Raw genomic sequence first — 20,998 nt, 5'->3', positions numbered from 1 at the left:
GGTGACTTACCTCCACTGGTACTCCTCGCTCAAAGCACGAACGGCAGGCGAATACAGCCACGGCCCCAGCGCATCTGATTGCTCCAGTCCGGCGGGGGTGAGGATCAGCCGGCCCGTTTGCCAGTTTGCTAAGCCGAGTTCTGAGAGTTCGGCAAGCTGCGGAAAGTCGCTCAGCGCCCCGCTGCCGAACTCGCGGGCATACAGCGCCGCGTCCAGTCCAGAAAAGTGCAGCAGCGATTGCAGCGCGAACCTGCGCCGCCGTTCGTCTGGGCTGAGCTGAATGCCGTGTGTGATAAAGCCGAACGATTCGGCGGGCCGCGCCACGTAATCGGCAATGATCTCGCGCACCCCCACCGCGCCCACCGCGTATTCGCTGGAATAGTGCAGCGACCGTGTGTACGAGCGAGCGCCGCAGCCGAGGCCCACCATCCCGTCAAGCTGACAGGTATATTCCGGTTCGGATGTCAGTGGCAGATCGGCCCGTTGAAACCGGCGCATAGAAGTCTGCGTGTAGCCGTTGGAGAGCAGGAATTCGCGCCCCAACTGGTAGAGTTCCAGCCGCTCGTCGTCCCAGGTGCGGCCCAGCCGTCCGATGCCGGTCAGCGGGCGCACGTACAGCGGGTACAAAAACAGTTCTTCCGGCGACCACTCCAGCGCGGCTTGCAGCGAGGCCAGCCACGTTTGCGGCGTTTGATGGGCGAGGCCGTAAATCAGGTCGATGTTCAGCCCGCTCAGGCCAGCGGCGCGGATGTTGCCCAGCGCCCTCAGGACTTCCGCTGTGCGCTGGGCGCGGCCCACGCTGCGAACCTCAGCTTCTATAAAGCTCTGCACGCCGATGCTGACGCGGCTGACGCCCCTTTCAGCCAGTACCCGCAGGCGATCCGGCGTGGCGGTGGCGGGCGAGGTCTCCACGCTGGTCGGTAGGCCCGCCACGCCGAACTGTCTGTCCAGCACCCCGAAGACCCTTTCCAAGTCGCCTGCTTCCAGATAAGTCGGTGTGCCGCCGCCGAGAGCGACTTGCGAAAAAGTGGCTCCGCCCAGCTCACGGCTGACCACTTCGGCTTGGCGTTCCAGCGCGGCGAGGTAGCCCTGCTCCAAGCTCAGTGGGGCGTTCACAGTGGTAAACAGGTTGCAAAAGCCGCAGCGCATTTCGCAGAAGGGAATGTGCAGATACAAAAACAGTGCCGAGCGGTCTTGGGTGGCCCACGCCTCCGAGAGTTTGATCGGCGGGTCAAGCGGGCGGTAAGCGGTTTTGTGCGGGTAAGCGTAGGTGTAGCTCTGGTAAGGCCCGCCGCTGAGCAGATCAGGCAGGGAGGCAGTGGCGGCGGTCATGCTTTAGTTTGCCGCAGCAACGTCTCAGCGTAAGGCACCGTCCACACCTTCGGATGGGCCAGTCGGTGGCCCCAGTAGCCGTCGTCTCCGAAGCAGGTGCCGTGATCGGCGCACACGATCAGCAGCGTGTCGCCGCGTGCTTGCAGCGCTGCCAGCAAAATGGGCAGCGCCGCATCTACCGTTCTCAGAGCTGCCCGCTGACTTTCCGGCGAGTCTCGCTTTGCTCCCGCCAGATAAAAATGCGTCGGCGTGTGGGTGGCGGCCACATTCAGCAGCAAAAAAACTTTTCGTTCGGGTGGCTGGGCGCTCAAAGCCGCCGCCGCCTTGTGCATCTGAACCGAGGCCGAATCGGGATTTTTGACGCCGCTGGCGGGCGACCAGTGCGCTTCATCAAACAGATTCGGCAAGACGCTGCCCAGCGCCGAGCGGCCATTAAAAAAGCCCACCCCGCCGACGCAGAGCGTGCGGTAGCCGCGTGCCGAGAGAGCGGCGGGCAGCGTCGCTTCGTCGAAGGTAAAGGTCTGGGCCGAGGTGCTGCGGCTGCCTTCAAAGCTGGCCGCAAAGAGGCGCGGATGCCGCCCCGGACGCGCGGGCGTCGGCAAGAAGCCCGACAAAAAAGCGTGGTGAGCCGCGTAGGTAAAGCTGCCGGGGGTGTGCCGCTCTTCCCAAGCGCCGCCCGGTAAGAGAGCTGCCAAGTTCGGCGTTTCCCCGAGTTCGAGCGCCCGCACGGCCACGTCAAAACGCAGGCTGTCCAGCGTGACAAGTGCCACGTTACATGTTCCAATCAGCTCACGGGCGGGCAGCATCAAAGCGGCCCCAGTGCGGCCAGCTCCGCCGCGTAAGTGTCTTGACCGTCCACCAAAACGCCCCGGTGATAATCTCCAAAAGCGTTGACTTCCAAGACCGCGTGGCGCTTCCAATTCGGGGTCAGCAGCACGTCCACGCCGCCGTAAAGAGCGCCGGGAAAGGCGGTGAGGGCAGCTTGACAGGTTTGCTGCACTGCTGCCCAGCGCTCCTCGCCCACTGCCGCCAGCAGAGCAGCCACGTCGCCGCGCTGATTGCCACCGTGCTTGTTGCCCAAATGCAAATTGGTGATCGGCCCCTGCGCTTGCCTGACCAAGGTGTGCTGCGCCCGCCCGCCGATGACCACCACCCGCAGATCGATGCTGCCGCCGCCGCTGTTCTCGGTTTTGGCGACGTTGGCTTTGGGCAGCCAGCGCTCCACGTGCAGGCGCTGCGGGGCGAGAGCGTCGATCAGCTCGGCCACTTCTGCCCAAGTATGGAGCCGCACCAGCCACCGCGAGTTGTAGAGCCGCCTGCTGTCTCGCCGCACGGTGGTCACGGCGCTGACCCGTTTGCCCTGCCACTGCAAGGCCACCGCCCCCGACGCGCTGGAGCCGTAAGCCAGCTTGACGAACACCCGCGACCAGCCGCGCTGCCCAGCCGCTTCCAGCAACTCATCCAACGAATGGACTTCCGGCAGCGCGTCCGGCACGGCCACGCCCGCCGCTTGCAAACGGGCGTGGGTGGCGGGCTTGTCGAACATGGTCAGGATGTGGTCGGTCACGTGCATTCGGCTGTGCGGCGGGGCGCTGCTGAGATCGGCGTCGAGCTGCCGCAGCACGGCGCTGAACCCCGCGTACCAAGCGGCTGAGTCGGCCAGTTCGCCCGCCGCGAGGTCTGCGGGCTGGCCGCCGCCCAGCTCAATCAGGGCCAGTTCGGTTTCTATGTCCTCACCAGTGGATTCAAACCGCACCACGCTGCCTCGGCGCACTTCATCTGCCAGCTTCACCCGCCCCGCCAGCAAGTCGAGATACGAAATCACCCGCGCTGGGGGCCAGCCGAGGCCGCGCAAGCTGTCCTGAAAAGCGCGGGCGCGGCGGCCCTGCGGCAGGGCGATCAGCAGCACGTCACGGGGCGGGGGATTCACGGAAGACCTGTCGTCAAAACGGCTTCATTCTCCCAGCGCCACGAACCGCCAATCGTCTTCCTCGTCTTGCTGCTCGGAGGCGTCCACTTCAATCGGCAGGGCTTTAAGCTGCTGCATCATCTCGGTGCTGCAAAAGTGGTGGCTGACATCCAGCTTTTTGAGGGTTTTGACGCGCTCGCTGCCCAGCAAAGCCGCTGCGCCCTCGTCGGTCAGTACGCCGAGCGACAGGTCGAGTGTCTCAAGCTGATCCAAAATCGGGGCGTGGGCGAACATCTGGGCGATCTCGTCTTGGTGGTCGCTGTTTTTCAGGCCCAGATACTTGAGCGCCGGAAAGCGCTGGCCGTCGAGCAGCGGCGTCAGATCGTCGGCGGCGTTGGTGGAGCCGTACTCCTCGGTGCCCAGATACAGCTCCAGATGCTCCAGCTTGGGCAAGTTGGCCGTGACCACTTCGCGCACCACTTCGGCGCTGAGGCCACCCGCTTGAAGAGTCAGCTCGCGCAGCTGTGGCAGCGAGACTTGGCCGAGGCTGAGGTTGTTGCCCCCGCGAATGCCCAGATGGGTGAGCTGCGGATAAGCGCTCAGAATCGGTGAGAGGTCGGCCTGCACGATCCACGACACCTCGTTTTCCTCGTAGGTGATGTCGCCGATAAACAGCGCCCGCAAACGGGGAAGCTGGGCGTGGGCAGCCACCAGCGCTTCCACCATCTCGTCGGGGGCCGCGTCCTCACCCGCTTCGGCACTCCACATCCCGACCACCAAGCCCTGACTGTTTTCCACATTCGGCAAAGTCAGAAACGCCCGAAACTTGTCCGTCCAGCTCGTTTTCTCGTCGTACTCCACGCTGATGCGGTGAATGGTGGTCACGGTGTCGCCCAGCGGCTGCCCGGGTTCCCAGGGCGTGACCTGCAAGCCGCCGAATTTGCTCAGGTGTTCGCCAATCGTCATGGCTTCAGTTTAGCCAAGAAGCGGCGCTATGGTGAGGCTATGGCCCGCTCTCAATCCGCCGACTGCCCCCCTTTTTACGCCCGCTACGTTGACCTCGCGCCGGAAGACGACGTGCTGAGCGCCATGCAGGTGCAGGCCGACGTGACCCGTCAGGCCATTTTGAGGTACGCAGACCGCCCTGGTTTCCGTTATGCGCCGGGCAAATGGAGCGTGCGGCAAGTGGTGGGCCACATGGCCGACACCGAGCGGCTGTTCGGCTTCCGGGCGCTGTGGTTTGCCCGCGCCGACCCCGCGCCGCTGCCCGGTATGGAGCAAGACGACTGGATGGCGGCCAGCGACTTTGACGCGGTGAATCTGGAAGAAGTGCTGGCCGGATTTCAAGCGGCGAGGGCCAGCAATCTCCTGCTGCTGCGCCAGCTCACCCCCGACGCTTGGGCGCGGCGCGGCGTTGCCAGCGGCCATCCCTTCAGTGTGCGGGCGCTGGCCCATATCCTGTTGGGCCACGAGCGGGCGCACCTGCAAGTCTTGTCGGAGCGCTACCCATAAAGCGATTGCGTTCCGCTCCAGCTGTTATCCATGGGTGTGTCCCTCGCCCGTATGGGCCAGCCGAGTGAGTTCGGTTTTGTCGAAGGCCACCACGGTTCGGCGCTCGATGTTGATGAGGCCCAAGCGGTAGAACTCGCCCAACTTGCGGCTGACCAGCTCCGGCACCGTCCCGAGGAGGGCCGCCAGTTCGCTGTTGGTGGGTAGAGCGTGGGGCGAGTCGGCGTGCGCCAGCAGATACACGGCGAGGCGCTCGCTGAGTTCACTGAAGACGAGGCGGTCAATTCTCGACAACAGCTCGGCCTGCTTGCGGGCAAAAGCGGCGATCACCGACTGGGCCAGATCCGGCGCATGGAAAACCGCTTGTCGCACCGCTTCGATCGGCAGCAGCAGCAGCTCGGTGGGCGACTGAAGAGCTTGCGCGTAAGCTGGATACCTGGCCTGATTTTGAAAAGCGGCCACTCCCGCCACGACTTGCCGGGGCCCTTCGACGTGCAGCGTCAGCTCACGTGTTCCGTTCCGCGCCAAGCGGTAAACCCGCACGCTCCCTGCGCTGACGATGTGCAGCGACTCGGTCACGTCACCGGCGTGAAAGAGCATGTCTCCGCGCTTCAAGCTGCGGAAGCTGCCCAGCGCTGCCAAGGGGCGCAGGACTGCGGGCTGCGCTCCACCAAACATCACTGTCCGGCTCAGCAACTCAAGGGCGCGTTCACTCACAGCGCTTATGCTGCCATACCGGCAAGCCAAAATGGTTTCAGGGTTCGATTAACTCAGCGGTGAACCAACTCAGCGGTGGATCAACGTCACCACCACGCTGCTGTCTTGGGTGGCGAACAGCGACAGCGGCTGGTCTCCGTCGTGCGTCAGGATTTCGGCGGCCTTGAGCGTGCAGCTCTCTTCAGCCGTCACCTCGACCTGACCGCTCAGTACCGTGACGACCACCTGAGCGCCGGGATGCTTGTGGGTCGGTACGCCTTCACCCGCCGCGAACGTGAAACGCAGCACCCGGCCATGTGGGGTTGCGGTGATGATCTGTGGAGGCTCGGCCCGCTTCACGGCTTATCCAGGGGGAGGGTAGCGAAGCGCTCCAGATTGACGCGCATTCGGCTGGCCATCTTGAGAAGCGCCTCGGCTTCGGGCGGGTCAAGCTGCTCACGTAAAGTCTTGTCCCAAAGCGCCAGCCAGCGCTCAAAATGCTGGGCTTCCAGGCCGTGGCCCTGGTGGGCTGGCCCGGGTTGGCCCCGGTAAGTGCTCGGCCCGCCTGTCGTGGCCCGCCAAAAGCCTTCGAGGCGGGTCATGTGTACCGGCCAGCCGTCTTTCGGAAAGGTGCCGAGTTTGGCACGGAAGACGGGCGCGAGCAGCTCGTCTTGCATTACCCGCTCGTAAAAAAGCCACAGCACTCGCCGCAATGTGATTTCACCGATCTGGTCAAACAGACGGCCCGCCGTAACGGGCGCAGTCACGTCATCACCGCCGCGCCGCACAGCACCAAGCCTGCCGTCAGCGCCGTGTGGGTGGCCCAGCGCGGCGGCGGGCGCTGCTCACTGCGTGCCTGAAGCACATGCCAGCCCACCAGCGAGACCATCAGCAGCAGCGCTCCAAATTCAGTGAGCAGAGCCGCCGAGAAGCCTCCCTGCCAGCCCTGAGCAAAAATGATCAGCGCCAGCCCCAGCATCAGCGGCCCCGCGACGCGGGCGTAAGCCTTGCCCACACTCGTCCGGCGGGCGCGACGTATCTGCGCGTCTGGAAAAAAATCTGAAAATGCTGGACTGACAATGAAGGTCGTAAACAAATACATTCCCATCCACAGGCCCACCAGCAAGATATTGACGGCTTCCAAAACATTCATCGAGGCTCCTTACCTTTTGGGAAATGAGTGGTGGTTGGTGATCACGTGGGTCACCCCTCCAATCTGATCAGCTTTGCTTTGCTTGTCCATGACTTAGGTCAAGGTCGCTGGGGCAAGGGTGGAAGGTTTTGCCGCCGATCTGTCGCCACTGGCCTCAACGATCTTAAGCTGTTTGGAAACCGGACACGACTTTGCAGCGGCCCTGACGTTGTGCGTTCAGCCGCGTGTGTCGCTGAAATGGAGGATGGCTGAGCGTGCTTCTTGCTCAGCCATCCTCTCAAAGGCTCTAGTAGCGCGGTAACCACAACTGCCGAAATGGTTGGAATCTAGATGCTCTCCCCCACCGCTTGCTGGCGGGCCGCTTGGTAAGCGCTTAGGCCCTCGGCAACGTCCACTGCCGCCACCGCTTGCCCGCTGGGAGCCAGCGTCATCATGGCCGCCTGCACCGAGCCGTACAGTCCGGCAGCGGGCATGGCCAGCACCGCCGCGCCCTCGGCAGCGCCGGGTTCGCGAGCAGTTTGCTGCACCTCTAGCCCCAGCGCCCCCGCCACCAGACCCAGCCAAAAGGCGCTGCGAGCGCCGCCGCCGGTAGCCAGCAAAGTTGTGAGGCCAGACAGTGGCCGCATCACGTCATACGTGTCGGCCAGCGCGAAGGCGGTGCCCTCCAGCAGCGCTCTGACCATCTGCGGGCGGCCATGCGACAAGCTCAGCCCGCTGAAACTGGCCCGCAGATCGGGATTCATGTGGGGGCTGCGCTCGCCCGACAAAAACGGCAAAAAGGTGACGCCCTCGGCAGACTGAATTCCGGCGGCTTCGTCCAGCAGGGTTTGGAAGGGCGTCTCGGGGGCCAGCTTGTCGCGGAACCATTGCAGCGCTCCCGCCGCGCTGAGGGTCACACCCAGCAGGTTGTAGCCGCCGTCGGCATGGGCAAACAAATGCACGCGCCCCAAAGGGTCGGGCGTCGGCTCAGCGAGAGGCGCGAACAGCACCCCGCTGGTGCCGAGGCTGACGCTGCCGAGTTCCGGCCGCCCGCTGGACAGTCCCAGCGCCACGCCCGCCGCCGCGTTGTCGCCGCCGCCCGCGATGATGGGTAGGCCCGCCGGAAGGCCGGTTGCGCTGGCCATCTCCGGCAAAAGCTGGCCGACCACTGCCCACGATTCCACCACCTCGGGAAACAGATCGGCGTCCAGCTTAAGAGCGTTCAGCACGTCTTTATCCCAAGTTTTGGTCGTCAGATTCAGCGCCCCAATGCCCGAAGCGTCGGACGGCTCGGTGCGGGCCTGTCCGGTCAGCAGAAAGCCGAGGTAATCTTTGGGCAGCAGCACCCGGCGCACGCGGGCAAAGTTTTGCGGTTCGGCGGAGCGCAGCCACAGCAGTTTGGGAAGCTGAAAGCCGCTCACGGCCCTGTTGCCGGTGCGGGCAATCAGTTCGGCGCGGGGAATGGCAGCTTCGATCTCGGCCACCGCCGCCCCGGTGCGCTGGTCATTCCACAGCGGCGCGGGGCGAATCACGTCGCCCTCAGCGTCCAAAAAGACCGCGCCGTGCATCTGTCCGCTGAGGCCCAAGGCCAAGGGCGTGTGGCCCGCCCCCTTAAGCTGATCGCTCACGTCGCCCAGCGCTTCCAAGGTTGCCGCCGTCCAGTCTCTGGGTCGCTGCTCCGTCCAGCCGGCTTGGGGGGTCAGCAGCGGATAAGGCCTGAGGGCCTGCGCCATTACCTCGCCCGCCGCACTCAGCGCCACCACCTTCACGCCGCTGGTGCCGAGGTCTAGGCCCAGCACCACGTCCACACCGTCCGGCGTCAACGCATTCCCAGAATCAGATCGATGGTGAGCTGATCGAGGTGCTCCAGGCCGGGGCCGCGTGTGCCCAGTGCTGAGCGGTCAAAGGTGCGGCTCTTGAGCGCTTGCGCGTTCTCGGGGCTGAACTTCTTGCTCAGCGCCTCCAGTTCGCTGTCCTCCACCCGGTAGGCGCTCAGCGCCGCTTGAATCTCGCTGTCGTCGTTAAATTGGCGTGCTTTTTCCTTCAGCATCAGGTAGGTTCGCATACAGCCCTTGGCAAACGCCCACACGCCCGCTTCATCCTCGGTTCTCAGGGCGTGGGCGTCAAAGTGCTTCATGCCGCTGTAGTGCGTGTCTTCCAGCAGTTTGACCAAAAAGAAGGCCGTCTTGATGTTCTCGGCCCCGAAACGCAGATCCTGGTCGAAGCGGCCCATTTTCTGATCGTTGAGGTCAATGTGAAACAGCTTGCCTGCGTCGATCACCTGCGCCACCGCGTGCGCAAAATTCAGACCCGCCATGGTGTCGTGGGCGAATTCTGGGTTGACTCCGAAGCGGTCTGGTTTGTCCAGCGTGGCGATAAAGCCGAGCATGCTGCCCGCCGTCGGAAAGAAAATATCGCCGCGCGGCTCGTTGGGCTTGGGTTCGAGTACGAATTTGTAGTTGTAGCCCTGCGACTCGCTGTAGTCGGCCAGAAAGTTGAGGCTGTCGCGGAACCAGGCCAGCGAATCGAGCAGTTTGCCGCCCGCGTCCACCTCGGTGCCCTCACGCCCGCCCCAGAAATCGTAGACGTCTGCGCCGAGTTCGTGGCCCAGATCCATGCTCAGCATGGTTTTTTGCAGCGCGTAAGCCCGGACGCGGGCGTCGGCAGAGGTAAAGGCCCCATCTTTGAACGCTGGATCGGTAAACAGGTTGGTGGTCGCCATCGGCACCTTGAGACCGTGATCGTTAAGGGCCGCCTTAAAGTCCGAGACGAGACGGTCACGCTCAGCGGCGCTGGCGTCGATCGGCACCAGATCGTTATCGTGGAGGTTGACGCCGTAAGCGCCCAGCTCAGCGAGCCTCTGCACGATGTAGGGAGCGCTCAGCGGTTTGCGGGTCGGTTCACCGAATGGGTCACGGCCAATGCTGCCGACCGTCCAGAGGCCGAAGGTGAACTGATCTGCGGGGGTGGGGGTGAATTCGGTCATGTGTCTCCTTGATGCAAACTGGGCGGCTTTCTGCCTGGCTTTAAATTGGCTGGCTTCAAACTGAAATCTGGCTCGAACGAAAAGAAAATTTGCGCTAGGGCGTCAGTACCTCGCGGCGCGGCAACTTTCCGGCAATGATCATTTCCAGCACTTCGTCTTGGGTAATCTGCGAGGTCAGGGCGCTGCCGACCACCTGGCCGTTTTTCATGACCGTCACGCGGTCAGCCAGATCAAAGACGTCGTGCAGGTCGTGGCTGATCAGGAAAATGCCCACGCCCTCCTGTTTGAGCGACTGGATCAGTTCATTGACCTGTGCGGTTTCCTGCGGCCCCAGCGCGGCGGTCGGCTCGTCCATAATCAGCACTTTGGCCTTGAAATAAATGGCCCGGCTGATGGCGATGCACTGGCGCTGCCCGCCGGAAAAATTAAAGACCGGCTTCTTGAGATCGGGCAAGTTGACCTTGAGGCGGTCAAGCACCTTGCGCGATTCGAGTTCCATGGTGTCTTCATCCAGCGTTCCGCCGCGCAGCAGTTCGCGGCCCAAGAAGATGTTGGCGGCCACGTCCAGATTGTCGGCCAGCGCCAGATTCTGGTAAATCGTCTCGATGCCCAAGTTCTGAGCGGTGCGCGGACTGCTCAGGCGCACTTCTTGGCCGTTCATCAAAATCTGTCCGGCGTCGGGCGTGTAGGCCCCCGAAAGCATTTTGATAAGGGTGGATTTGCCCGCGCCGTTGTGGCCCAGCAGGCCCAGCACTTCGCCGGGGGCCAGCGCTACGCTCACGTCTTGGAGCGCGTGAATGCCGCCGAAGCTCTTGGAGATGCCGCGCGTCTCGATCAGTGGCGCTTGAGTCGCCATGCTCATTTGGCCCGCCGCTTTTGAACCAGCACGTCCAGCGTGACCGCCAACATCAGCACCAGGCCCTGCACCACGTTTTGCCAAGCGCTGGGGAGGTCGAGGAGCAACATGCCGTTAATGAGACTCGCCATCAAAATGGCCCCCAAAAATGCGCCGGGAATGCTGCCGGTGCCGCCCGAGAGCGAGGTGCCGCCGATGACGGCTGCGGCGATGACGCTCAGCTCGGCCAGCGTGCCGGTGGAGTTGGTTCCGGCGTTGAGGCGGGCGGTCTGAATGGCTCCGGCGAGGGCGGCCAGCAGCCCCATCAAGCCGAACACCATGATGGTCAGGCGTTTGGTGTTGATGCCGGCCAGCCGCGCCGCTTCGGGGTTGCCGCCGTAGGCGAACACGTAGCGGCCAAAACGGGTGGCCCGCACCACCCACATCATGATGGCCGTCACCCCCAGCATCAGCAGCACCGGCACCGGAATGCCGCGTGGCAGCCCGCTGCGCGGATCGGGGTAGCTGTTCATCACCAGCACGAAGGCCAGCACCAGCAGGAGGCTCGCCCCGGTCAGCAGCGCTTGAAGCGGCACTGAGCGGTTGGGCAGCCCGCGCCGCGCCCGCTGCTGATAGACCCGCAGATCGGCCAACAGGATGGCCGCCATGATCGCCACGCCCACGATCCAGCTCCATAAACCGCCGATAGAACCGTTGAGGCCGCCGCCCAGAATCTGAAAGCTCTCGCTCAGCGGCGCGACGGTCTGGCCGCTGGTCAGCAGCCAAGCCCCGCCCCGGAAGATCAGCAGGCCGCCCAGCGTGACGATAAATGACGGCACCCCCAAAACCGCGACCCAGGTGCCCTGAATCACGCCCACCAGCACGCCGAGCAGCAGACCCAGCAGCAAGGTCAGCAGCGCGGCCCACCAGGTGTTCTGGCTAAAGAGCTGGGTGTTGATGACGGCCATGAACATGCCGGTAAACCCCAGAATTGAGCCGATCGACAAATCGATATTGCGCATCACAATCACCAGCACCATGCCGCTGACCATCACGCCCACCGAAGCGGTCTGCACCGAGAGGTTCCATAAATTGCGGGCCGTCAAAAAAATGCCGCCGGTCAGCAGATGAAAGGCGAGCCAGATTCCGGCGATGGCCGCCACCATAAACACCAGCCGTGCGTCCAGGCCCAACTGGGACATCAGGCGCTTGGGCGGCGCGGCAGTGGTCTTGATACTCTGCATAAAGTCTCCAAAAGAGGGAATGAAGAAAAGGGAAAGAGGCGCGTGGACGGCCTCTTTCCCCAGAACGTCAAGCGCCGTTTATTTGCAGGCGACGGGCGCGGCTGTACCGGTCACACCGTTGCAGATTTCGGCCTTGGTTGCCCACTTGGCCGTAATCAGCGTGCCCAGGTTGCTGCGGGTAATGACCACCGGCTTGAGCAGGATGCTGTTCACGGTGACTTTCTTGGGGCCGCCGTTGAAGGTGCCGCTGCCCATCACTGCGCTGAGCTTGGCTCCATTCGCCAGTTGCACCGCGATTTTGGCCGCTTCGGTGCCGAGCGTGCGCGAGTCCTTCCAGACCGTGCCGGTTTGCAGCCCTCTGGCAATGCGGTTGAGCGCCGCTTTGTCGGCGTCTTGGCCGGAGATCGGCACTTTGCCCGCCAAGCCGACGCTGGCCAGGGCCGCCACTGCTCCGCCCGCCGTGCCGTCGTTGGAGGCCACCACCGCGTCCACCTTGTTCTGATTGGCGGTCAGGATCTGCTCCATGTTGGTCTGGGCAACTTCCGGCTTCCAGCCCTCGGTAAACTGATTGCCCACATTCTTGATCGCGCCGGACTTGATGGCCTTGTCCAGCACTTCGAGTTGCCCGGCGTAGAGCAGCGCGGCATTGGGATCGCTGGGGCTGCCCTTGATGAAGGCGTAATTGCCTTTAGGCTTGACGCCCAAGATCATGCGGGCTTGCAACCTGCCGACTTCTTTGTTGTCAAACGAGATGTAAAAGGCCCAGGGATCTTCGATGAGGCGGTCATAGGAAACGACCGGAATACCGTCGGCTTTGGCTTTGGTAATGGCGGGCAACACCGCTTCGCTGTCTTGGGCCAACACGATCAGCACGGTCGCGCCGCGTGTCACCAGACTTTCGATGTCGGAAAGCTGCTTTTCGTTGGAGCTCTGGGCGTCGGCGCTGAGGTACTTGGCCCCCATCTTGTCGAGCTGGGTTTTGATGGCGGCTTCATCGGTCTTCCAGCGTTCTTCTTGAAAGTTAGACCAACTGACCCCCACCACCACTTGCTTTTGTGCCGTAGCGGAGGAGGCGAGGAGGCTCAGGCCAAGAACAGCGGAAAGTATACCCAGTCGTTTCATAACAACTCCTTATCGGGGCGCTCAGCGCCAGTAAAAAGAAAGGGAAAGCGGTTTAAATCCACTCCGCCGCCGTGTTACAGGAAGAGGCGGACATTTGCGGGCATTCGTCCGCAAACTTATGTGAGGAAAACGATTTCGTGATTTGGAGTATACGCTTTTCTTCTCAGCCGTCAAGAGGGGTTCAGGCCCAGCGGGTTGGACGAACGTGTTCCCGCTCCTTGCCAGCGAGTAAGGCTTGACCAGACACCAAAAATAGACCGTCCATGCGCTGTTTCTACGGACGGTGGTGGGCCAGGGAGGCTCACTGCTGGATGATTGCTAGCACGGGCCTTTACTCAAACGTGCGGTGCTGCGCCGCACCATCAGGCGGGTGGGCAGCAGCGTCTGAGACACAGGTGCGCCGCCAAGACGGGCCAGCAGCACCCGCACGCCCTCCGCCGCCATCTCCGCTGCGGGCTGATACACCGTGGTCAGGCCGCCCGCGATGTATTCCGCGCCGAGGATGTCGTCAAAGCCCACCAGCGAGAGGTCTCCGGGAACGCTCAGCCCCGCTCCAGCCAGAGCTTGAACCACCGCTGCCGCGCCCAGATCGGTTTCAGCGAAAACGGCGCTGACCTCGCCGAGGCAAACGGCGTCCACCAATTGCTCACCCTGATGGATGGCCGCCAGCGCAGGAAGCCCTGCGGCTTCCAAGGCTTCCCGGTAGCCCGCTTCCCGGCGCTGAAAATGCTCGACGCCGCTGGCCTGACCACCGCCGTAAAAGGCGATGCGGGTGTGGCCCAGGTTCAAGAGGTGCTCCACGGCCTGCCGCGCTCCAGCTTGGTGATTGACGTCCACCGTGCTGATGCCGGGCAACTTTCCTTGTGTCCACAGGGCCACCACCGGCATCGGCAACTGTGCCAAGTCTTGAAGGAGTTGGTGGCCGCGAAGCGGATCGCAGCTGACCAGAAGTCCGTCTACTCGGCCGTCCAGATAGGTGCGGTGCAGGCCGCTGCTGCCCGGATAAATCACCAGAGCCGGCACGTTCAGGCTCCGCGCCGCGTCGCTGAGGCCCGCCATGATCGCGCCGTCGAAGGTGCGCCGCACCGCGCTGGAAGTCGTCAGACCGCCCAGCAACTGGTCTGGTTCTGACGACCCCACCGCCTCCAGCACCACGCCCAGTTGTCCGGTTCGCCGCGTTCGCAGGTTGCGGGCGGCCACGTCCGGCACGTAGCCCAGCGTCAGGGCCACTTGGCGCACCCGCTGGGCGGTCTCGGCCTGCACGGCGTAACCGGTGCGTCCGGAAAGCACCTTTGAGACTGTCGCGGCACTGACCCCAGCGGCGGCGGCCACTTCCTTGATCCTGACCTTCATGGCCGCAGTGTTTCACACTCAGCGTGCGGCGGGTGCCGGTTCCCACTGGCGGCGGCCCAGACCTGAGCCGCTTCAGGCTTGACGGGCGTCCAGCGGGCACTTACCCTTAAGCATCGGTTAAATCAGCTCCAGTGAGGGCGTGAACCGCCTGAGACCTACTCCAAGGCTCTGCCGCCGCTTTGCTTTGTCTTTGATGCGAGGTTGCCCATGCTTACTGACCCTCTTCAGCCCAGTGCCGCGCTGCCCGAACGCTCGCCCAGTGGCAGCGCTTGGCAAGAACTCCTGCCGCCCATGAGCGCCCACGAAGCATTGGTGGAAGCCAACCGCTGCTTGTACTGTTTTGACGCGCCGTGTTTGCAGGCTTGCCCCACCCACATTGACATTCCCACGTTCATTCGCAAAATCAGCACCGAGAATTTGCGCGGAAGCGCCCGCGTCATTTTGGAAGCCAACTTTCTGGGCGGCACCTGCGCCCGCGTTTGTCCGGTGCAAGAACTCTGCGAGGGGGCCTGTGTGCTGGGCGCAGACCACACTCCCATTCAAATTGGACGCCTCCAGCGCTACGCTGTCGATCACGTGCAGGAACGCGGCGTGCAGCTCTTTAAGGCCGGAGTGCCGACTGGCAAAAGCGTGGCGGTGGTGGGCAGTGGCCCCGCCGGAATCAGCGCTGCCGCCGAACTCGCCAAAGCGGGACACGCCGTGACGTTGCTGGAAAAACGTGAGTTGGCCGGTGGGCTGAGCAGCTACGGCATCATCAGCTTGCGTGAGCCGCTGGAAGTCGCTCAGCGTGAAGTGGAGGCGGTCAAGGCTTTGGGCGTCGAGGTGCAGACCGGGCGCGAACTCGTCGGCGCAGCGGATCTGGACATTTTGCTGGCCGAGTACGACGCCGTGTTTTTGGCACTGGGCCTCGGCGCGGTTCCGGCGATGGGCATTCCCGGCGAGGAGCAACTCGTGGACGGGCTGGCTTTTATCGAGCAGGCCAAGCTCGACCCACTGGGCTTGCAGGTCGCCCAGAGCGTGGTGGTGATCGGCGCGGGCAACACCGCCATCGACGCCGCTACCATGGCCCGCCGCGCCGGAGCCGAGGTGCAGATGGTTTACCGCCGCACCGAGCGTGAGATGACCGCCTACCGCCACGAGTACGAGTTCGCGCTGCATGAAGGCATCGGCTTCACTTTCCTGACTCAGCCCATTGAAGTGCTGAGCACAGGCGGCAAGGTGACGGGCCTGAAATGTCTGAAAATGGCGCTGGCCGAGCCGGACGCTTCAGGCCGTCCGCGCCCTCAACCTGTACCCGGCAGCGAATTTGTCATCGAGTGCGGCACGGTGATCAAAGCCATTGGACAGGAAAAACCAGCTCTGGCCGCAGCGCTGGGCCTGGAACTGGCGGGCGGTTACATCAGGGTGGATGACGGCCTTGAAACCAGCTGGCCCGGCGTGTATGCGGGCGGCGACTGTATCCGGGTACGTGGCAGCGCCAGTACGGTCATGGCCGTTCAGGACGGCAAGGTGGCGGCGGCGGCGATCAGTGAGCGGCTTGCCACTGCGCGGCCCACTTCCATACAGCTCGGTGCCGAGCCAGCCGCAGAAAAACCCTGAATTACGTAATTCAGAAGGGGTGTCACGGTGGGTTTTGTGGCTCAGCCCGCCGTTCAAACAGCACCGCGTACTGCTGACGGCTGCTTCTCGGCTCGTAACTGTCCAGCCAGCCCTCAGCGCCTTCGATCCAGGCGTGGCCCGTCACCGCGCCCTCCTCCCGGCGCACCCCGCTGACAAACACCGCCGGATACCCGCGCCGCACCAGTGTGCGGTAAGTTGCCAGCGCACGCGGCAAGCAGTCTCCTGCTGAGGAAGCGTAGAGGAGGCGGGTCAAGCGGCGCACGCCCGCGATGAGTTGCAGCTCTTCCTCGGCGCTCAGCGGCGGCTGATTTTGTGCTAAGGGCCAGCTCTCCAGCAGACGTCTTGGATCGGCGCGGCGCTGACGGTACACTGCCCAGACATCCGGCAGAGTGGCGACCAGCATTCTGGGCCAGTCGCGCACACGCCGCAGTTGGCGTGGCCCCCACAACTTGCGGCCATCTCGCTCGGCGGCCCAGCGGAGTCGGCGAGCAGCGGCGGCGTCATTTAAACGGAAAATGCCTTTCCACGGATTGCATACGGCCAAGTAAGCCCGCCAAGTCTGAGTCAGGCCCAATTCATCGGCGCGGCGCTCAAGCTGCTGGGGCGTCAGAGCAAATCTGTCTTTCAGCGCCCGCAGATCGGGGTAGTCGGCGGGTTTGCAAAATCCTGCGTCACCCGTCCAAGCGCGGGAAACCGCTAAATGCAGCGCCATGTCGGGCGGCGCAGGGACGCGCACCTTGACGCCTTGCCAATCGGTTTCTTGGCTGGCTTCCCAAAGCTGTTGGGTCAGACGCTGCAAACGGCCACGTGGCCCATGCGTCCATTCGGCGGCGTAGCGGTGAACATCCAGCCGCACCTGCCGGTCAGGGCTGTACAAGTGGGCCAGCTCGTGCGTCCAGTCTTGTGGCCGCTCCGAGTGGCCGTCATCTTGCCAGCCCAGCGCCACAGCGGCCGCCTTGGCACGTGGCAAGTCAGCCTCGTGAATCAAAATGTCCACGTCGCCAAAAGGCCGCAAACCCACCTGTGGATACACCAACTCGCTGAGGGCAAAGCCTTTCAGCAGCACGCTGGGCACGTCCGCCGCTTGCCAAGCCGAGAGCAGGGTCTGCATCTGGCGGCGAATTCTCATGCTGCGGGCCAGCAAAGCCAATCGGCCGGATTGCAAAGCGGCCTGCGCCGGATGCTCAGCGCTCAGGCGCGAGGCGATTTCTCCAGCGAGGCCGGCTTGCTCCAGAAGAGACACGTCTGCGGGCCGCACATCCGGCGGAGTTTGAACGAGCAAATCGGCCAAGCGGGCGGCGACTTCGGGCCAGGATTGATCGGGTGAAGGTTGGGTAGGCACAGGTCGAGTGGGCCGAGATTGACTGGGAAGGGGTTGAGTGAAAAAAGGCATCGGCTCCTCCAGATGCAGCATAACCAAAAAACCCGCTCCCAAAGCTGGGAACGGGCTTGAGAAAGTGGAGTTTAGGGGCAGGTGGTGGCGGGAGAAGCGCTGTTGCGGGGTGCGGGCGCATCGGCGGTGAAGTCGGCGCTGTTGTTGTCGGTGTCGGTGCAGCCAGCCGCTTTGCGCTGAACCGATTTGGTGTTTGCCGGTGCAGGTGCGGCGCTGCCTTCAGACTGCACGCCCACGCCAGCGCCGAAGCCTACACGGTCAACCAAGCTGCTGTTCAAGGTCAAGTCTATGCGCCCCGTTGAAGCAGAAATATTTGCGCCGAAGGCCGTTTCGTCCGGTGTCGGCAGGGGCGCGGGCGACGCTGCACCTGCCGCGCCCTGAATCAGGAAGTATTTGCCCGCGCCGAGGCTGCCGTTGAGGGTAACAGAGCCGCCAGAACCAGCCGAAGCCGCGCCGGAGAAGTACTCGACTTTGTAGCCAGTTAAAGTGATGCTGGCATTGGTCGGGTTAAACAGCTCCACAAAGTCGTTGGTGTACTGAGCGCCCGTGTTGCCGCCGCCGCCGTACACCTGACTGATCACCAGATGGTTCACGGCGCTGCCGCCGCCGGTGCTGGGAGCCGCCACCGTGAGGCTCTTGCTGGCCGTTGCCGTCTGGGCGTCGCTGCTGCGCGAAACCGTCACACTGATGGTGGGCGTGCTGGCAGTGGTGTAGGTGTGGGTCAGGCTCAAGGTATTGTTGGTGATTGCCACGTCGCTGTCGGTCTGTCCATCGCCCCAAGCCACGGTGGCGCTCTGGGCACCGCTGCTGGTCAGGTCAAGGGTGTAAGCGGTGTTGGTGGTGGCCGTCGCTGCGCCCGACAAGCTGACGGTGGGAGCGGGGTTGGCAATAGCCGGCAAATTGAAGCCGACTTTCAGCGGATCGTGGTCGCTGCTGCGGTAAGCCGAGTCGTTGTAAAGATTGGTGATTTGATCGGCGCTCTTGAAATCCAAGTTGTAATCCAAGATGTCCGGTTCGTCGGTGTTGTCGTGCCACTTGGCCGAGTCGCCGCTGAGCAGCGCTTTCATGCTCTGGGTCACGAAGGCGTGATCCAAGCTGCCGAATTGCCCGTCGAACTGGTACGAGTACACGCTGCTGTCAAACACGTTGAACAGGTCGTCGCCCGTGTTCGCCACGCCGTCGAGCCCTTTACGCAAGTTGACCAAGCTGGTTTCCTGGTCGTAGGCGTTGAAGTCGCCCACCGCGATCACGTTTTGCACGCCCCTGCCAATCACGATCTGGTTCTGGATCAAGTCGAGTAGGCGGGGCACTTGCTGCTCGCGCCGCGCCGCGCTGCCGCCCTGCCCGTCGTTTTGGTCGGCGTTGGCTCCGCTGCCGCTGCCTTTGCTCTTCATGTGGTTGACCACCACGGCAAACTGCGTGCCGTTGGCGGCCTGAAACACCTGCGCCAGCGGGTAACGGTCATTGACCGGGTCGGTGTCGCTAAGCGCCGCGCCCACCAAGCTGACTTTGCTCGGCTTGTAGATCAGCGCGACCTGAATAAGGTCGGTGCCGGGGTTGGGATTGCTGACGGCGGCGTAGGTGCCTGCGCCCATTTTGGCGTTGAGTGCATTGACCAAATCGCGCAGCGCGTCGCCGCCTTTGCCTTCGGCGGCGTTGTTTTCGACTTCCATCAGCCCGGTGACGTCGGCATTCAAACCCGCGAGGTTGCTCACGACTTTATCCAGTTGCCGCAGGTACTCGGTGCAGTTGTTGGCTCCGCGCCCTGCCGCGTCGGTTCCGCCGTCGGTGCAGCCGCTGTTGCTGTCGTCGATGGTGTTGTCGCCTCGGTTGTTGCCCAGCGTCGTCCAAAAGTTGAGGACGTTGGCACTGGCGACCGTGAGATTGCCGCTGACGGTCGGTGCGGGCGGACGGACTGGGCCGGTGAAGGTGGCGTCGGCCAAGGTGGTTTCAATCCGGTAGGTGTCGGGCTGGCCGCTGTAGTCGAAGCCGTAATGCACCACGCCCACCACGTCGGCGTTGTCGCCAGTTCGCAGGGTATTGGCGGCGCTCAGCGGTTTGTTGTCCCGGCCAAACAGGGTGGCGACATTCTGGGCCGTACTGGCGTCGTCGATAGAGATGGTGCGCTTGGCGATGTCGGCGGTGTGCGCGGCGTATCCGGTAACGCTGGGCGCACTTAGTTGGGTGAACTGGGTCAGGCGGGTATCGGCCACCTTGACGGTGTTGCCGCGTCCCAGCTTGTAATTCTCGGTGACGATCCCCTGCACGCGCACCCGCATGCCTTCGAGGGGTTCCCAATCGGAAACCGGCAAAGTCACGGTGATCGGTGCTGGCAAGGCGATACCGCTGGCGACCACCGTCACGCCGCCCGGCGCAGGATTGATCTGGGTGACGGTGTTGAACTCGCTGACGGGGCCAGTTACCCGCACGAGGTCGCCCACCTTCACCGCGCAGGCGGCGGGGCAGTAGACAAAGACGCCTTCGCTGGTGGCCGCGTCAGTATCGGCGTCCGCGTCCGGCGACTGGATAAAGAAGCCCTTGAGCTGCCCAGCGTCTTGGAAGTTGGCGGTCACTACGCCCTGAGTCGTCAGCGTCTGTCCAGCTTTGGGCGAGGTCGGGCCGCTGCCCTGAATCTCGTGAACCGGGGTGTAATCCAGCGGCGCTTGGTCATCGGCAGTCGTGACCACCACACTGAAACTGAACGGATCAGTTTTTGGCGAATTGGTCGGGAAATCCACCGCGAAAGTGATGTTGGTGCTCGCGCCCGGAGCCAGTGAGGTCACAGAGCGCCAGCCGCTGCCCGCGACACCGTTCACGATGAGGCCGCTGGGCGCAGCCGGGTGCAGGCCAGCTGTACCGGCGATGGCCGTGTAAGGCGTCGCTTCGGGATCGGTGCTGACCGTGCCGCTGGCCGCGCTGAAGACCTTGCCGGTCACGGGCGTCAGGTTGCTCACCAGGGCGTCAGGCACCGCCGTGCCGCCAAAATCCGTCACGTTATTGAAATACGTGCTGCCCACCGTTGGGGCGCTGGCAGGCGTCGTAGTGCTGCCGTCGGGGTCGGTGTTGATCGGTACAAAGCTCAGATGCTGAATGGTCTGGGCGGTGTTGTTGGTCAGTTTGTAGACCGCCCGCACATGCCGGGTGCCGCCAACGGCGAAGGTGTCGAGGCCGATCAACGTCGCGGGCAGACTGTCGGGGGCGTCCACCAAAGCCTGAGTCTTAAGGCCCGCGCCCAAGCGCTGCAAGCTGACGCTGGGTTTGGAACCGCCCACGCCCTGAAAATGAATTTCGTAGACGCGGCCCAGCGCTGAGGCCACCGGCTTTGGGGCAGGTACGGTCACGGTGGGCCCAGTTACGGCAGGCACAGTCACGGCAGGCACAGTCACGGCGGCTTGTCCAGCAGGCTGCTGAACACTGCCGCAGCCGCTGAGCAGGGCCGCGCTGAGTAGGGCGAGAGCGAGGCCCGAACGGGTCAGCCATGTGGTGGTGGGTTGGGCAGGGGCAGATTTAAGCATTAAAACTCCCAGTCATTGTTGCGAGTGTTGGTGAAGTTGAGGCTACCGACGCCGATTGGAAAGCTGCGGGCGAGGGTCAGCGCTTGCCATTGGCCCGCTTTCTCTAGGCGCGGCGAGCTGTAAGGAAGTTTCTTGGTGTTGACGGTATTGGGATTTTCGGCTTCTGGTGGGGTTGGGGTAAGCAGATTCATAGCATCTCCTTGGAGAGAGTAGACTTCATCTTCCCTTTATCTACTCGGCAGCACTGCGCCGCGTTGGGAGGATTATTGCGGTGGTTCGCCGACTTGAAGACCAATGCCGACCAAGTATGCGGGGAGCTTGTAAAGTTTTTGTCAGCATCAGCACCCTAGCA

At 63.3% G+C, this 20,998-nt stretch carries 19 protein-coding genes; 2 read left to right on the top strand and 17 right to left on the bottom strand.

Annotation, left to right across the window (positions count from 1 at the left end; genetic code table 11):
• Window positions 1-6: 6 nt before the first annotated feature.
• From EHF33_RS16735 to EHF33_RS16720, 4 genes are read right to left on the bottom strand one after another with little or no spacing between them, the layout of a single operon-like run.
• Complete coding sequence (locus EHF33_RS16735; RefSeq protein ID WP_124874306.1) at window positions 7-1,332, bottom strand: STM4012 family radical SAM protein; 1,326 nt, start codon at window positions 1,330-1,332, stop codon at window positions 7-9.
• Window positions 1,329-2,138 (bottom strand): STM4013/SEN3800 family hydrolase, encoded by an 810-nt coding sequence (locus EHF33_RS16730; protein ID WP_124874304.1) that lies wholly within the window; start codon window positions 2,136-2,138, stop codon window positions 1,329-1,331. Before EHF33_RS16730 ends, EHF33_RS16735 begins: the two co-directional genes overlap by 4 nt.
• Window positions 2,138-3,262 carry an STM4014 family protein gene (locus tag EHF33_RS16725; protein ID WP_124874302.1) on the bottom strand — a complete coding sequence of 375 codons (1,125 nt, stop codon included), beginning with the start codon at window positions 3,260-3,262 and terminating at the stop codon, window positions 2,138-2,140. Before EHF33_RS16725 ends, EHF33_RS16730 begins: the two co-directional genes overlap by 1 nt.
• 24 nt (window positions 3,263-3,286) lie before the next feature.
• Window positions 3,287-4,207: an STM4015 family protein gene (locus EHF33_RS16720; RefSeq protein ID WP_124874300.1), complete on the bottom strand. Its 921-nt coding sequence runs from the start codon at window positions 4,205-4,207 to the stop codon at window positions 3,287-3,289.
• Window positions 4,208-4,246: 39 nt separating this feature from the next.
• Between EHF33_RS16720 and EHF33_RS16715 the strand changes: the two genes are divergently transcribed.
• A complete protein-coding gene (locus tag EHF33_RS16715; RefSeq protein ID WP_124874298.1) occupies window positions 4,247-4,753 on the top strand; it encodes a DinB family protein in 507 nt (168 codons plus the stop codon).
• Between the two features lie 24 nt (window positions 4,754-4,777).
• On the opposite strand, the gene EHF33_RS16710 is transcribed toward EHF33_RS16715, so the two are convergent.
• The 10 genes from EHF33_RS16710 to EHF33_RS16665 form a co-directional block, all read right to left on the bottom strand.
• Window positions 4,778-5,467: a Crp/Fnr family transcriptional regulator gene (locus EHF33_RS16710; protein ID WP_241191408.1), complete on the bottom strand. Its 690-nt coding sequence runs from the start codon at window positions 5,465-5,467 to the stop codon at window positions 4,778-4,780.
• A 69-nt stretch (window positions 5,468-5,536) separates the two neighbouring features.
• A complete protein-coding gene (locus EHF33_RS16705) occupies window positions 5,537-5,806 on the bottom strand; it encodes a cupin domain-containing protein (RefSeq protein WP_124874296.1) in 270 nt (89 codons plus the stop codon).
• Entirely contained in the window at window positions 5,803-6,213 is a 411-nt protein-coding gene (locus EHF33_RS16700; protein WP_124874294.1) for a group III truncated hemoglobin, read from the bottom strand. The genes EHF33_RS16705 and EHF33_RS16700 overlap by 4 nt, the downstream gene beginning before the upstream one ends.
• Window positions 6,210-6,599 carry a hypothetical protein gene (locus tag EHF33_RS16695; RefSeq protein WP_124874292.1) on the bottom strand — a complete coding sequence of 130 codons (390 nt, stop codon included), beginning with the start codon at window positions 6,597-6,599 and terminating at the stop codon, window positions 6,210-6,212. Before EHF33_RS16695 ends, EHF33_RS16700 begins: the two co-directional genes overlap by 4 nt.
• A 326-nt stretch (window positions 6,600-6,925) precedes the next feature.
• Window positions 6,926-8,401: a xylulokinase gene (gene xylB, locus EHF33_RS16690; RefSeq protein WP_241191407.1), complete on the bottom strand. Its 1,476-nt coding sequence runs from the start codon at window positions 8,399-8,401 to the stop codon at window positions 6,926-6,928.
• The gene (gene xylA, locus EHF33_RS16685; RefSeq protein WP_124874290.1) at window positions 8,398-9,564 is read right to left on the bottom strand and encodes a xylose isomerase; all 1,167 of its coding nucleotides are present in this window, start codon (window positions 9,562-9,564) and stop codon (window positions 8,398-8,400) included. Before xylA ends, xylB begins: the two co-directional genes overlap by 4 nt.
• Before the next feature lie 94 nt (window positions 9,565-9,658).
• On the bottom strand, window positions 9,659-10,420 hold the full coding sequence (locus EHF33_RS16680) for an ATP-binding cassette domain-containing protein (protein ID WP_124874288.1): 762 nt from the start codon (window positions 10,418-10,420) through the stop codon (window positions 9,659-9,661).
• 2 nt (window positions 10,421-10,422) lie between these two features.
• Complete coding sequence (locus EHF33_RS16675; RefSeq protein ID WP_124874286.1) at window positions 10,423-11,643, bottom strand: sugar ABC transporter permease; 1,221 nt, start codon at window positions 11,641-11,643, stop codon at window positions 10,423-10,425.
• A gap of 78 nt (window positions 11,644-11,721) precedes the next feature.
• Window positions 11,722-12,765 carry a D-xylose ABC transporter substrate-binding protein gene (gene xylF, locus EHF33_RS16670; protein WP_124874284.1) on the bottom strand — a complete coding sequence of 348 codons (1,044 nt, stop codon included), beginning with the start codon at window positions 12,763-12,765 and terminating at the stop codon, window positions 11,722-11,724.
• 318 nt (window positions 12,766-13,083) lie between these two features.
• Window positions 13,084-14,118 (bottom strand): LacI family DNA-binding transcriptional regulator, encoded by a 1,035-nt coding sequence (locus EHF33_RS16665; RefSeq protein ID WP_124874282.1) that lies wholly within the window; start codon window positions 14,116-14,118, stop codon window positions 13,084-13,086.
• A 207-nt stretch (window positions 14,119-14,325) separates the two neighbouring features.
• Between EHF33_RS16665 and EHF33_RS16660 the strand changes: the two genes are divergently transcribed.
• The gene (locus EHF33_RS16660; protein ID WP_124874280.1) at window positions 14,326-15,717 is read left to right on the top strand and encodes an NAD(P)-dependent oxidoreductase; all 1,392 of its coding nucleotides are present in this window, start codon (window positions 14,326-14,328) and stop codon (window positions 15,715-15,717) included.
• Between the two features lie 22 nt (window positions 15,718-15,739).
• Here the strand turns inward: EHF33_RS16660 and EHF33_RS16655 are convergent, their stop codons facing one another.
• The 3 genes from EHF33_RS16655 to EHF33_RS16645 form a co-directional block, all read right to left on the bottom strand.
• Window positions 15,740-17,080 carry a lasso peptide biosynthesis B2 protein gene (locus tag EHF33_RS16655; protein ID WP_164473585.1) on the bottom strand — a complete coding sequence of 447 codons (1,341 nt, stop codon included), beginning with the start codon at window positions 17,078-17,080 and terminating at the stop codon, window positions 15,740-15,742.
• A gap of 122 nt (window positions 17,081-17,202) precedes the next feature.
• The gene (locus EHF33_RS16650) at window positions 17,203-20,646 is read right to left on the bottom strand and encodes an ExeM/NucH family extracellular endonuclease (RefSeq protein ID WP_124874276.1); all 3,444 of its coding nucleotides are present in this window, start codon (window positions 20,644-20,646) and stop codon (window positions 17,203-17,205) included.
• Entirely contained in the window at window positions 20,646-20,837 is a 192-nt protein-coding gene (locus EHF33_RS16645) for a hypothetical protein (protein ID WP_124874274.1), read from the bottom strand. Before EHF33_RS16645 ends, EHF33_RS16650 begins: the two co-directional genes overlap by 1 nt.
• Window positions 20,838-20,998: the final 161 nt, after the last annotated feature.

Origin of the sequence: Deinococcus psychrotolerans, from assembly GCF_003860465.1 — a bacterium.
Lineage (GTDB): Bacteria > Deinococcota > Deinococci > Deinococcales > Deinococcaceae > Deinococcus > Deinococcus psychrotolerans.
Note: the sequence above shows the minus strand (reverse complement) of the source record. Positions and strands in the feature narration are given on the sequence as shown.

Coding starts and splice junctions, on each gene's coding strand:
- EHF33_RS16730 (WP_124874304.1), bottom strand. CDS start 2,138: ATGCTGCCCGCCCGTGAGCTGATTGGAACATGTAACGTGGCACTTGTC.
- EHF33_RS16665 (WP_124874282.1), bottom strand. CDS start 14,118: ATGAAGGTCAGGATCAAGGAAGTGGCCGCCGCCGCTGGGGTCAGTGCC.
- EHF33_RS16645 (WP_124874274.1), bottom strand. CDS start 20,837: ATGAATCTGCTTACCCCAACCCCACCAGAAGCCGAAAATCCCAATACC.
- xylA (WP_124874290.1), bottom strand. CDS start 9,564: ATGACCGAATTCACCCCCACCCCCGCAGATCAGTTCACCTTCGGCCTC.
- EHF33_RS16695 (WP_124874292.1), bottom strand. CDS start 6,599: ATGAATGTTTTGGAAGCCGTCAATATCTTGCTGGTGGGCCTGTGGATG.
- xylF (WP_124874284.1), bottom strand. CDS start 12,765: ATGAAACGACTGGGTATACTTTCCGCTGTTCTTGGCCTGAGCCTCCTC.
- EHF33_RS16735 (WP_124874306.1), bottom strand. CDS start 1,332: ATGACCGCCGCCACTGCCTCCCTGCCTGATCTGCTCAGCGGCGGGCCT.
- EHF33_RS16680 (WP_124874288.1), bottom strand. CDS start 10,420: ATGGCGACTCAAGCGCCACTGATCGAGACGCGCGGCATCTCCAAGAGC.
- EHF33_RS16715 (WP_124874298.1), top strand. CDS start 4,247: ATGGCCCGCTCTCAATCCGCCGACTGCCCCCCTTTTTACGCCCGCTAC.
- EHF33_RS16720 (WP_124874300.1), bottom strand. CDS start 4,207: ATGACGATTGGCGAACACCTGAGCAAATTCGGCGGCTTGCAGGTCACG.
- EHF33_RS16675 (WP_124874286.1), bottom strand. CDS start 11,643: ATGCAGAGTATCAAGACCACTGCCGCGCCGCCCAAGCGCCTGATGTCC.
- EHF33_RS16650 (WP_124874276.1), bottom strand. CDS start 20,646: ATGCTTAAATCTGCCCCTGCCCAACCCACCACCACATGGCTGACCCGT.
- EHF33_RS16660 (WP_124874280.1), top strand. CDS start 14,326: ATGCTTACTGACCCTCTTCAGCCCAGTGCCGCGCTGCCCGAACGCTCG.